The organism is Pseudomonas sp. URMO17WK12:I7 (assembly GCF_003269045.1).
Lineage (GTDB): Bacteria > Pseudomonadota > Gammaproteobacteria > Pseudomonadales > Pseudomonadaceae > Aquipseudomonas > Aquipseudomonas putida_J.
In genome coordinates this window covers 429,865-441,242 of the sequence record NZ_QLTL01000001.1, presented here as the reverse complement: position 1 = coordinate 441,242, position 11,378 = coordinate 429,865, and the positions used below count along the sequence as shown (strand labels likewise).

At 63.7% G+C, this 11,378-nt stretch carries 10 protein-coding genes, 1 tRNA gene and 1 pseudogene; 8 read left to right on the top strand and 4 right to left on the bottom strand.

Annotated elements, in window-relative coordinates; genetic code table 11:
- Positions 1-415: 415 nt before the first annotated feature.
- Both tusA and pdxB read left to right on the top strand, forming a co-directional pair.
- On the top strand, positions 416-658 hold the full coding sequence (gene tusA / locus H040_RS02180) for a sulfurtransferase TusA (protein ID WP_027919534.1): 243 nt from the start codon (positions 416-418) through the stop codon (positions 656-658).
- A 60-nt stretch (positions 659-718) separates the two neighbouring features.
- Positions 719-1,861: a 4-phosphoerythronate dehydrogenase PdxB gene (gene pdxB / locus H040_RS02175; protein WP_027919535.1), complete on the top strand. Its 1,143-nt coding sequence runs from the start codon at positions 719-721 to the stop codon at positions 1,859-1,861.
- 60 nt (positions 1,862-1,921) lie between these two features.
- On the opposite strand, the gene H040_RS27440 is transcribed toward pdxB, so the two are convergent.
- Positions 1,922-2,095 (bottom strand): PA1571 family protein, encoded by a 174-nt coding sequence (locus tag H040_RS27440; protein ID WP_177326707.1) that lies wholly within the window; start codon positions 2,093-2,095, stop codon positions 1,922-1,924.
- Between the two features lie 202 nt (positions 2,096-2,297).
- Between H040_RS27440 and H040_RS02170 the strand changes: the two genes are divergently transcribed.
- From H040_RS02170 to mqo, 4 genes and pseudogenes are all read left to right on the top strand, one after another.
- Positions 2,298-4,061 (top strand): ABC transporter transmembrane domain-containing protein, encoded by a 1,764-nt coding sequence (locus H040_RS02170; RefSeq protein WP_027919536.1) that lies wholly within the window; start codon positions 2,298-2,300, stop codon positions 4,059-4,061.
- A 189-nt stretch (positions 4,062-4,250) separates the two neighbouring features.
- Positions 4,251-4,934: pseudogene (locus H040_RS28010) on the top strand (methyl-accepting chemotaxis protein); the annotation flags it as partial.
- Positions 4,935-5,099: 165 nt separating this feature from the next.
- On the top strand, positions 5,100-5,867 hold the full coding sequence (locus H040_RS28005; RefSeq protein WP_371262688.1) for a methyl-accepting chemotaxis protein: 768 nt from the start codon (positions 5,100-5,102) through the stop codon (positions 5,865-5,867).
- Positions 5,868-6,139: 272 nt separating this feature from the next.
- Positions 6,140-7,723, top strand: a complete 1,584-nt coding sequence (gene mqo, locus H040_RS02160; protein WP_027919538.1) for a malate dehydrogenase (quinone) — start codon at positions 6,140-6,142, stop codon at positions 7,721-7,723.
- Between the two features lie 66 nt (positions 7,724-7,789).
- Here the strand turns inward: mqo and H040_RS02155 are convergent.
- Positions 7,790-7,866 (bottom strand) — tRNA-Pro (locus tag H040_RS02155).
- A gap of 80 nt (positions 7,867-7,946) precedes the next feature.
- On the bottom strand, positions 7,947-8,168 hold the full coding sequence (locus H040_RS02150) for a YgdI/YgdR family lipoprotein (RefSeq protein WP_027596642.1): 222 nt from the start codon (positions 8,166-8,168) through the stop codon (positions 7,947-7,949).
- A 177-nt stretch (positions 8,169-8,345) separates the two neighbouring features.
- On the opposite strand from H040_RS02150, the gene moaB reads away from it, so the two are divergent.
- Complete coding sequence (gene moaB, locus H040_RS02145) at positions 8,346-8,885, top strand: molybdenum cofactor biosynthesis protein B (RefSeq protein WP_027919539.1); 540 nt, start codon at positions 8,346-8,348, stop codon at positions 8,883-8,885.
- The gene (locus H040_RS02140) at positions 8,869-10,095 is read left to right on the top strand and encodes a molybdopterin molybdotransferase MoeA (protein ID WP_027919540.1); all 1,227 of its coding nucleotides are present in this window, start codon (positions 8,869-8,871) and stop codon (positions 10,093-10,095) included. The genes moaB and H040_RS02140 overlap by 17 nt, the downstream gene beginning before the upstream one ends.
- Here H040_RS02140 and H040_RS02135 read toward each other — a convergent pair.
- On the bottom strand, positions 10,084-11,331 hold the full coding sequence (locus H040_RS02135; RefSeq protein ID WP_027919541.1) for a glycosyltransferase family 4 protein: 1,248 nt from the start codon (positions 11,329-11,331) through the stop codon (positions 10,084-10,086). The genes H040_RS02140 and H040_RS02135 overlap by 12 nt on opposite strands.
- Positions 11,332-11,378 lie beyond the last annotated feature (47 nt).

Here is an 11,378-nt window from a genome sequence, read left to right as displayed (position 1 = left end):
CAAAAACCCCGGCTCCCATCATCCGGCCCCTGCGCTGCGCTCCGGGGTCCCCTCACTCCGGCGCCCTCCGGGCCCGCGCGGCCTACGACTTGCTACGCAAGTCTACATCTCGCGCCTTCGGCTACGCCGAAGGGGTGCTGCGCACCCTGGCCCTCCAGACGCCTGCGTTCGGCCTCCTGAAGTCGCACTCTGCGGCGCCTGAGCTATCGCGCGCTTAGAAGCAAAAGCCAAAGCCAAAGCCAAAGCAAAAGCAAAAGCCAAAGCCAAAGCCAAAGCCAAAGCCAAAGCCAAAGCCAAAGCCAAAGCCAAAGCCGAAGCCAAAGCAGTGCCAGGGGGCTCAGATTTGGCACTCATGAATGGCTATTGGTCCTCGCTGCGCGATGCGCCACAATAGCGATCATTTGCGGAGCCCCCCATGACTGATTTCACCCCCGATGCCATCCTCGACGCCACCGGCCTGAACTGCCCGGAACCGGTGATGATGCTGCACCAGCACGTGCGTAACCTGGCCGCCGGCGGCCTGCTCAAGGTCATAGCCACCGACCCGTCGACCCGTCGTGACATCCCCAAGTTCTGCAATTTCCTCGGCCACGAATTGCTGCAGCAGCAGGAAGAGGCCGGCACCTACCTGTACTGGATCCGCAAGAAAGCCGATTGAACCGCGCTGGAACACACCTCGCGTAGCGCCTACACTGCGTTCCCCAGACAGGAGAGCGCCATGCTGATAGTTGCCGACGAGAATATCCCGCTGCTCGATGCCTTCTTCGAAGGCTTCGGCGAGATCCGCCGTTATCCCGGCCGCAGCCTCGACGCCGCCAGCGTCAAAGACGCCGATGTGCTGCTGGTGCGCTCGGTGACCAAGGTCGACCGGCAACTGCTCGAAGGCAGCACGGTGCGCTTCGTCGGCACCTGCACCATCGGCACCGACCACCTGGACCTGGGCTACTTCGCCGAAGCAGGTATCCACTGGAGCAGCGCGCCGGGCTGCAACGCTCGTGGAGTGGTCGACTATGTGCTGGGCAGCCTGCTGACCCTGGCAGAACTGGACGGCGTCGCGCTGCCTCAACGCACCTACGGTGTGGTGGGCGCCGGTGAAGTCGGTGGCCGCTTGGTGCGTGTACTGCACGGCCTGGGCTGGAGGGTGCTGGTCTGCGACCCACTGCGCCAGGCAACCGAGGGCGGCGACTTTGTCAGCCTGACGACGATACTTGAACAGTGCGACGTGATAAGCCTGCACACCCCGCTGCAACGCGGCGGCGAGCATCCGACCTGGCACCTGCTGGGCGAAGCACAACTGGCGCAGCTGCGCCCGGGTGCCTGGCTGATCAACGCCAGCCGCGGGCCGGTGGTGGACAACGTGGCACTGCGCGAGCTGCTGCTGGATCGCGAAGACGTGCACGCGGTGCTCGATGTGTGGGAAGGCGAGCCGCAGGTCGACCTGCAACTGGCAGACTTGTGCACCTTGGCCACGCCGCATATTGCCGGCTACAGCCTGGATGGCCGCCAGCGCGGCACGGCGCAGATATATCAGGCCTTGTGTCGCTTCCTGGGTGAAGCCGAAAAGGTGCAACTGGCCGACCTGCTGCCAGCACCGCCGCTGGCGCAAATCGAGTTCGATGGCACCGCGGAACCTGCCTGGGCCCTGGCGACGTTGTGCCGGGCGGTGTATGACCCACGGCGTGACGATGCCGAATTCCGTCGCAGCCTGAGTGACAATGTGGCCGAGCAGCGGGCAGCGTTCGACCAGTTGCGCAAGCAGTATCCACCGCGGCGGGAGATCGAGGGGTTGGCGGTGCGAGTGAAGGGAGAGGCACCACAGTTGGCGCAAATGGTCAGTGCCCTGGGCGGTGTTCTGGCCTGATGCCAGTGCAGGCTGAAATAAAAAACCCGGCATAAGGCCGGGTTTCAAAGCATTCGTGCTTCAGCCTTGGCGTAACTTCTTCACGCGGCTGTCTTCCAAGTCCTTGCAGGCCTTCTGGATCATCTGCTCGGTAATTTCGATCTCGCGGCCCTGGGCGTCGATGATCGAACCACAGGCCTTGGGCTGTGGTTTGTTCTGCGTTTTCACGGTGTCGCTGCCATGTTGCAAGCTCATTGCATCTCTCCTCATCAGGTTCCGGCTCAGGTTAAACCTGTACCATGACTGGCCTGTTACAAAAGTTTACGGGCACCAAGGCCTGAACAGTCCAGCAGAAAGCGCGGCAAAGCTCCAGAGACCTGTTAGAACGATGGGTTATAGCCACTGTCGGCATGGATGAATGGTAGTCTTCAGTCTTCCTGCAATTGTGGTCTGCGCCATGCCCGAACCGGCTTCCTCTCGCCAACGCCGCGCACTGCGCCTGGCCTGGCAGTTCATGCGCCCCTACCGCCGTCAGGCATTGCTTGCCTTGCTGGCGCTGGTCGTCACCGCCGCCATCACTTTGTCCATGGGCCAAGGTATCCGCTTGTTGGTCGACCAGGGCTTCATGACCCGCTCCGCGCACCAACTGAACCAGACTATCGGGCTGTTCCTGATACTGGTGCTGGCCCTCGCGGCGGGTACGTTCAGCCGCTTCTACTTGGTGTCGTGGATCGGCGAGCGCTGCGTTGCCGATATCCGCCGCGCAGTATTCGATCACCTGGTGGGCTTGCACCCGGGCTTTTTCGAGGACAACCGCAGCTCCGAGATCCAGTCACGGCTGACCGCCGACACGACTTTGCTGCAATCGGTGATCGGCTCGTCGCTGTCGATGTTCCTGCGCAATGCGCTGATGGTGATTGGTGGCGTGGTGTTGCTGTTCTTTACCAACCCCAAGCTCACCAGCATCGTGGTGGTGGCCTTGCCGCTGGTGCTGGCGCCAATCCTGCTGTTTGGCCGGCGGGTGCGCCGCCTGTCGCGGCAGAGCCAGGACCGGGTGGCCGACGTGGGCAGCTATGTGGCCGAGACCCTGGGCCAGATCAAGACCGTGCAGGCATACAACCACCAGGCACTCGACCGCGAGCTGTTCGCAGGTACCGTGGAAGCCGCGTTCGCCGTGGCCCGGCAACGGATTGCCCAGCGTGCCTGGCTGATCACCCTGGTAATTGTGCTGGTGCTGGGTGCGGTCGGAGTGATGCTGTGGGTGGGCGGGATGGATGTGATCGCCGGGCGTATTTCCGCAGGGGAACTGGCAGCGTTCGTGTTCTACAGCCTGATCGTCGGCAGTGCCTTCGGCACCCTGAGTGAAGTGATCGGCGAGTTGCAGCGCGCCGCTGGGGCCGCCGAGCGCATAGCCGAACTGTTGGCGGCGAACAGCACGATTCTGGCCCCTGAGGCCCCCGTGAGCCTGGCGCAGCAGCGTGCCAGTGGGCGCATCGAACTGCAGCAACTGACCTTCGCCTATCCCTCGCGGCCTTCAGTGGCCGCTATCGATCACCTGAGCCTGACCGTCGAGCCAGGCCAGACCGTGGCGCTGGTGGGGCCGTCGGGGGCGGGCAAGTCGACCCTGTTCGACCTGCTGTTGCGTTTCTACGATCCGCAACAGGGGCGGATCCTGCTCGATGGCCAGCCGATCACGGCGCTGGATCCGGACGACCTGCGCCGCCAGTTTGCCTTGGTGGCGCAGAACCCGTCACTGTTCCGCGGCACGGTCGAGGCCAACATCCGCTACGGTCGGCCCGAGGCGACCTTGGCTGACGTCGAGGCGGCAGCCCGCGGTGCCCATGCCGACGAATTCATTCGGCAACTGCCACAGGGTTACCAGACGCCGTTGGGCGAGGGCGGCGTCGGCCTCTCCGGCGGGCAGAAGCAGCGTCTTGCAATCGCCCGGGCGCTGCTGGTGGATGCGCCGATCCTGCTGCTTGACGAGGCCACCAGCGCCCTCGATGCGCAAAGCGAGCACCTGATCCAACAGGCGCTGCCGAGCCTGATGGCCGGGCGTACCACGCTGGTCATTGCGCACCGCCTGGCCACGGTGCAACACGCCGAGCGCATTGCAGTGATCGACAAGGGGCGGGTGGTCGCGGTCGGCACGCATCGGCAGTTGATCGAGCAAAGCCCGTTGTACGCTCGCCTGGCCGAGTTGCAGTTCACCACGGGCTAAGTGTCGCGTATGTGTAACATTTCTGTAGCAATTGCCTGAGAGTATTGAATTCAACTGTTGCGTAAGTGCTCGACCTGGCTGCTATCGATTGATGGCAGCTTTTTTTTGGCCTGCGAACGAGGACACGGATGTCTGTCGCGGCGCTGCAATGGCGCGCCATTTCCTTATTCCTTGTTCCCGAGATCCGCGATGTTGCGTAAATCACTCAGAGTGCAAATTCTCACCCTGCTCGGCGGCAGCCTGGCGACCATGCTGCTGATCGCCCTGATGTGCTTCCAGTTCCTGTCCTCCAGCGTGCGTGGCTATGGCGAACTGGTGGACGGGCCGCTGCGGGCCTCGCAATTGATCGACGAAGCCAACCTGCAGTTCAAGATCCAGGTGCAGGAATGGAAGAATGTGCTGCTGCGTGGGCGCCAGCCAGCCGAGCTGGAAAAGTACTGGCAGCAGTTTCAGGCCCGTGAGCAACAGGTGCAGCAGTTGCTGGGGCAACTGATCGACAGCAGTGACGCCAAGCTCAAGGCGCCTTTGCAGCAATTGCGTGACAGCCATCGGCAGCTGGGCCAGGCCTACGAGCAGGGGCGCCAGGCGTTTCTGGCGGCGGGTGGTGATCCGGTAGCCGGTGACCAGGCGGTGAAGGGGGTGGATCGGGCTGCCAGCGAGCAGATGAGCGCGTTGGTCGAGCAATTGCGCGCCGACGCCCGGGCCCGGGCCGCCCAGATCAATGCTGATGCCGAACGCACCGTATGGCTGGGCGTGCTGGTGATGCTCGGTTCGGCGTTGATGGTCGGCCTGCTCAGCCTGTGGCGGGTCAACCGCAGCCTGATCGAGCCGATTGGCCAACTGATCGAATACGTTGCGCAGCTGAGCCAGGGCCACTTCGCCGCCCGCGTCGACAGCCGCCGCGAGGACGAACTGGGCCGCCTGGCGCGAGCTGCCAACACCCTGCGTGACTTCCTCGCCGAGACCGTTGGCCGGCTCAAGGACAACGCCCAGGAGCTGGAAGGTGCCAGTGGCCAGTTGCGCAGCATCGCCGGTGACATGGCCCGCGGTACCCACGACCAGTTCCAGCGTACCGACCAGGTCGCCACGGCCATGCACCAGATGTCCGCCACCGCCCAGGAAGTGGCCCGCCACGCTGCCGAGGCGGCACGCGCCGCCGATGATGCCGACCACAGCGCCCAGGCAGGCGAGCAGGTGATGCAGCAGACCATCGACATCATCGGTGTGGTCAACCGCGAGATCGCCGGCACTGCCGCGGTCATCCGCGACCTGGAAAATGACAGTTCACGCATCGGCAAGGTGCTCGAGGTGATCCGCGGCATCGCCGAGCAGACCAACCTGCTGGCCCTTAATGCCGCCATCGAGGCCGCCCGCGCAGGGGAGGCCGGGCGTGGCTTTGCCGTGGTCGCTGACGAGGTGCGCAGCCTGGCTCAGCGCACGGCAGCGTCGATCGCCGAGATTCACCAGATTATCGAAGCCGTGCAGTCGGGCGCGGTGGAGGCGGTCAAGGCCATCGAGAGTGGCCAGCAACGCAGCGAGGAGGGCGCCGAGCAGGTGCAGCAGGCCGGGCAGATGCTGCAGCGCATCACGTTGGCAGTTGAAGCGATCCGCGACATGAACCGGCAGATCGCCACGGCGGCCGAAGAGCAGACCAGCGTGGCCGAGGACATTTCGCGCAACCTTATCGAAATCACCCGGATTGCCACAGCCAACCAGCAGGCGGTGCAGCATACCGAGCAGGCGGGGCAGCGCCTGCATGGGCTGTCGGGGCAGTTGGGTGAGGTCACTTCGCGCCTTACCGCCTGATGCATAGCCGGGCCCGCGCAGCGGCCCTTTCCGACCGCTCCGGCGCCCCGGCAAGGCTGCTCACAGGGGGGCCATAGACTTGCAGGAGCGGCCTCGTGTCGCGAAGAGGCCCCCAGGGGGGAAATCCGCCATCTGCCAGGATAAAACCGACCCCGCTGTGGCGGAATGTCGCCATGCGACGCGCTGCCACACCCGTATTCATTGGCTCAAACCCAGTTGGCACGCTCCCTGCTCTGTGCGGCGCGCGTGTATATAACAACTGGACAACATCAATGAAGAAATTTCTGCTGACGTTCCTCTGCCTGGGCGTCATCGGCTGCTCCAAGCCCGAAGCGCCTGAAACCACCGTCGATGTGCTGCTGATCGGCGGCGGCATCATGAGTGCGAGCTTGGGGACTTACCTCACCGAGCTGGAGCCGAACTGGAAGGTCGGCGTCTACGAGCGCATGGACCAGGTTGCCGAAGAAAGCTCCAATGCCTGGAACAATGCCGGTACCGGCCACTCGGCGTTCTGCGAGCTGAACTACACCAGCGAAGGCAAGGACGGCAGCATCGACATCAGCAAGGCCGTCGGGGTCAATGAGCAGTTCGAGATTTCCAAGCAGTTCTGGGCTTACCAGGTCGAACAGGGCGTGCTCAACAACCCCAAATCGTTCATCAACAACGTGCCACACATGAGCTTCGTCTGGGGGGACGAAAACATCGCCTTCCTGCACAAGCGCGTTGCGGCCCTGCAGCACAGTTCACTGTTCCGCGGCATGGAGATCAGTGAAGACCACGAGCAGATCCGCAAGTGGGTGCCACTGGTGATGGAGGGCCGTGACCCGCAGCAGAAAGTAGCCGCCACACGCATGGCCATCGGTACCGACGTGAACTTCGGCGAGATCACCCGCCAGCTGTTTGCCTCGATGACCCGCAACCCCAACGTCAAGCTGCACCTGAGCCATGAGGTGCGCGACATCGTGCGTAACGCCGATGGCAGCTGGAAGGTGGTAGTGGCTGACCTTGCCCAAGGTGGCAAGGAGGCCAGCGTCAATGCCCGGTTCGTGTTCATCGGGGCCGGTGGCGGCGCGCTGAAGCTGCTGCAGAAGTCGGGCATACCTGAGGCGGACGGTTATGCGGGCTTCCCGGTCGGTGGCCAGTTCCTGATGACCGATAACCCGGACATCGTCGCCCGCCACAAGGCCAAGCTGTATGGCAAGGCTTCGGTCGGTGCGCCACCGATGTCGGTACCGCACCTGGACACCCGCGTGATCGATGGCCGTGAAGTGTTGCTGTTCGGCCCGTTCGCGACTTTCTCCACCAAGTACCTCAAGCACGGTTCGTTGCTGGACATGTTCGCCTCGCTGACCAGCCACAACATCCTGCCGATGGTGAATGCCGGGGTCGACAACCTCGACCTCAGCACTTACCTGATGGGCCAGCTGATGCTCAGTTTCGACGACCGCATGCACGCCCTGCGCGAATATTTCCCCAACGCCAGGAACGAGGACTGGAAGCTGCTGCAGGCTGGCCAGCGCGTGCAGGTGATCAAGAAAGACCCGGTACTCGGTGGCATCCTGCAATTCGGTACCGAGGTGGTGGCTGCGCAGGATGGCAGCATCGCCGCGCTGCTGGGGGCTTCGCCGGGCGCCTCGACGGCCGCGCCGATCATGCTGACCGTGCTGGAAAAGACCTTCAAGGACCGCGTCAAGACGCCAGAGTGGCAAGCGCGTCTGAAGGAAATCGTGCCGAGCTACGGGCAGAAGCTGAACAACGACATCGAATTGACCAACCGCACCCGTGAGTGGAGCAGTTCGCGCCTGCAGTTGCTCCATGTGCCGGTGCAGGCTGAGCAGGTGACAGCGGTCGACTGATTTGCCCGTGCACTTTCCAGAACACAACAAAAAGCCCGCACAAGGCGGGCTTTTTGAACTGGACTCTGGTCGGAGAGACAGGATTCGAACCTGCGGCCTTCTCGTCCCGAACGAGACGCGCTACCTGGCTGCGCTACACTCCGATGAACAAAATCCTACTGCATAGATTTTTCGGGTGCAAGCCCTTGTTGTTTAAAGGGCTTATGCCAAAAAAACAGCGAGATCAGAGCTCTTTGACGGTGCGGATCTGGTCCTTGTTCAGGCGTGTGCGCTTGCCGTCGAGCTGTTCGAATTCGTAGAAACCGGAGTCCTCGTCAAAGGATGGGGTGTCCACTGCCTGGATTTCGCGGCCGTCGTTCAGGGTGATCACGGTCGGTGATGCACAGCCGGCAAGGGCGCCAAGGCCCAAGGCGAGCAGGAAGGCGGGAAGGGTCCGTTGAATCATCGTCTTTCTCCAGTGCAATGGTGCAAGTTTTCTTTATGACGCGGGGCGTCCACGCAAGTTCCTTTTCATTCCAGCATAGTCGCAAGCCCGGCGTATTGACCTGTGCCTGCTTGCACTGTCGCCCGGGCCGGCTGTGATATAACAGCGGCCATCCCCTTATCCCTGTGACGGACACCCATGAAAGCCAAGGCAGATACCCCCTTCGTGGCGCTGAACATTGCCGTGCTCACGGTCAGCGACACCCGCACCTTCGAAACCGATACTTCCGGCCAGACCTTCGTCGACCGACTCACCGACGCTGGCCACAAACTGGCCGCGCGCGTGCTGCTCAAGGACGACCTGTACAAGATCCGCGCCCAGGTCGCCACCTGGATCGCCGATGACAGCGTGCAGGTCGTGCTGATCACCGGTGGTACCGGCTTTACCGGCCGTGACAGCACGCCGGAGGCTGTCGCCTGCCTGCTGGACAAGCAGGTCGAGGGCTTCGGCGAACTGTTCCGGCAGATTTCCGTGGCCGATATCGGCACCTCCACCGTACAGTCGCGCGCCTTGGCCGGCCTGGCCAATGGCACCCTGGTGTGCTGCCTGCCGGGCTCGACCAATGCCGTGCGCACCGGTTGGGACGGCATCCTCGCCGAACAGCTGGACGCCCGCCATCGGCCGTGCAATTTCGTCGCTCACCTGAAGCAGGCAGCGGCCTGTGACAGCCGTGGCTGAGGCGCCGGCTAACCGGCCACTGATGCCGGTGGAAGAAGCCCTGGAACGCCTGCTGGCACTGGCCGAAGCCGCGCCGATCAAGGAAACCGAGAGCGTCTCGCTGGCCGAAGCCGAAGGCCGCGTGCTGGCCACTGAGCTGGTGGCCACGCTCGACCTGCCGCCGTGGCCAAACAGCGCCATGGACGGTTATGCCGTGCGCCTGGCCGATCTACAGGGCGAGCCTTTGCCTGTCAGCCAGCGGATTTTCGCCGGGCATGCTCCCGAGCCCCTGCAGCCCGGCACTTGTGCACGGATCTTCACGGGTGCGCCGATGCCGGCGGGTGCCGACTGCGTCGAGATGCAGGAAAACACCGAGGTGCTGGAAGATGGCCGGGTACGCTTCCTCGAAGCGCTGACGCGTGATCAGAACGTTCGCCCGCAGGGCCAGGAAACCCGCAAGGGCGAGCAGGTGATGGTCGCTGGTACGCGGCTGGGGCCCATCGAGTTGGGCCTGGCGGCGACCCTCGGGCATGCGCAGTTACAGGTGGTGCGGCGGGTGCGCGTGGCGGTGCTGTCCACCGGTGATGAGCTGGTCGAGCCCGGCCTGCCACTGGGCCCGGGGCAAATCTACAACAGCAACCGGCGCCTGCTGGTCAGCTGGCTGCAACGGTTGGGTTGCGAAGTACGCGACATGGGCATTCTCCCCGATGACCTGCAACGTACCCGTGAATGCCTGGGCGGCCTGGGTGATGTCGACCTGATCCTGTCCACCGGTGGTGTTTCCGTAGGCGAGGCCGACTACCTTGGCGCCGCACTGCGCGAAGCGGGCGAGCTGGCCTTGTGGAAGCTGGCCATCAAGCCTGGCAAGCCGCTGACATTTGGGCATTATCGCGGCGTGCCGGTGATCGGCCTGCCCGGCAACCCGGCATCGACCCTGGTCACGTTCGGCCTTCTGACCCGACCTTACCTGCTGCGCCGCCAGGGCGTGGCCGATGTCACGCCATTACGTTTCGACGTTCCTGCCGGGTTCGAATGGACCAAGGCCGGCACCCGCCGCGAGTACCTGCGCGCGCGTATCGACAATGGCCAGGTGCGCATCTACAAGAACCAGAGCTCCGGCGTGCTGCGCAGCGCCGCCTGGGCCGAGGGGCTGGTGGAGGTGCGCGAAGGCAGTACGCCGAAACCGGGTGACAGCGTGCCCTTCATACCGCTGAGCGAACTACTCGGCTGAGCGCCCAAGCCAGGCGCCTCCGCCATGCGTGGCGTCGGCCGGTGCCGACTGGGCGAGGCGCATGTGTACCATCTCCAGCTGCTGGGCGGCCACGCTCCAGTCGTGGCGATTGCGGGCAAACTGGCGGCCGGCCTCGCTCAGCTGGCACATGCGCCACGGCTGGTTGAGCAGTTGCGTGACCAGCAGCGCCAACTGGTCGGCGTCATCACTGCCCAGGTAATGTTCGCCGTTGTTGGCGGCCAGGCCTGATACGCCTTTGCCAGTGCTGATCACCGGCAACCCGGCGGCCATGGCTTCGAGGATCTTCACCTTGGAGCCACCGGCATAGCGCAAGGGTGCGAAGAACAGCGCGGACCGGCGTTGCAGTTCGCGCAGGTCAGGGCGATAACCAACCCATTCGATACGCGGGTCGTTCCAGTGCAATTTCCAGCTGGTCGGCAAGGCATGCCCGGCGATGGCCAGGCGTACCGCCGGGTTGCTCATCCACACCTGGGGCAGGATCTCTTCCAGGGCCCATTCGATGGCCTCGACATTGGCGGCGTACTCGAAGTTGCCGACGAACAGCAGGCGCTGGCTGTGAAGGGCCGGGCTGACGTTCTGGTAGTAGTCGCAATCGACGCCATTGACCACTACGTTGACCGGACGGCCGCTGACCTGGCTGATCAGCTCGGCATCATGCGGGCTCACGGCCACCACTTCGCTGGGCTGGCGCAGCACGCGCTGCTCCCAACGGCGATAACGCCAACGGTCGAAAGCGTTGAGCGGGCGCAACCACAGCGGCAGGCGGTCATGACAGGCGGCACCGGTCACCGATTCCAGGTTATGTTCGCTGAGCATGTAGGGCAGTTGGCGTGCTTGCAGCGCTTTTTCGAAAGGCTGGAAGCTATAGCTGTGCTCTATCTGGATAACGTCCCAGGCTTCGTCCAGCAACTGTTCGAACTGGTGCCGCAAGCCGGGAGCGAGGCCATTGATGATGGCCCGCATCGGGTAGTCGATGATCGGCGAGGCGAGCAGGTTGAGCGGGCTGTGCAGCGGGCGCCGGGGTAGCACGATCAGGCGTTCGAGCAAGGGTTCGAGGGCTTCGCGGGCGGCATCGCACAAGGGTATCTTCGACTGCACCAGCAAGGTGATCCGGTGGCCCTGCTGCGCGAGGGCGCGCAGCAGGTGGTATTGCCGGGTCTTGCTGCCACTGGTGGTGGGCCAGGGCAGGTAGGGCAGTGTCCAGAGAATGCGCATGAACCGGAAACCTCACTGAAAGGCTGCGGACAAAAAACGCGTCCGCC

Coding starts and splice junctions, on each gene's coding strand:
- tusA (WP_027919534.1), top strand. CDS start 416: ATGACTGATTTCACCCCCGATGCCATCCTCGACGCCACCGGCCTGAAC.
- pdxB (WP_027919535.1), top strand. CDS start 719: ATGCTGATAGTTGCCGACGAGAATATCCCGCTGCTCGATGCCTTCTTC.
- H040_RS27440 (WP_177326707.1), bottom strand. CDS start 2,095: ATGAGCTTGCAACATGGCAGCGACACCGTGAAAACGCAGAACAAACCA.
- H040_RS02170 (WP_027919536.1), top strand. CDS start 2,298: ATGCCCGAACCGGCTTCCTCTCGCCAACGCCGCGCACTGCGCCTGGCC.
- H040_RS28005 (WP_371262688.1), top strand. CDS start 5,100: ATGGCCCGCGGTACCCACGACCAGTTCCAGCGTACCGACCAGGTCGCC.
- mqo (WP_027919538.1), top strand. CDS start 6,140: ATGAAGAAATTTCTGCTGACGTTCCTCTGCCTGGGCGTCATCGGCTGC.
- H040_RS02150 (WP_027596642.1), bottom strand. CDS start 8,168: ATGATTCAACGGACCCTTCCCGCCTTCCTGCTCGCCTTGGGCCTTGGC.
- moaB (WP_027919539.1), top strand. CDS start 8,346: ATGAAAGCCAAGGCAGATACCCCCTTCGTGGCGCTGAACATTGCCGTG.
- H040_RS02135 (WP_027919541.1), bottom strand. CDS start 11,331: ATGCGCATTCTCTGGACACTGCCCTACCTGCCCTGGCCCACCACCAGT.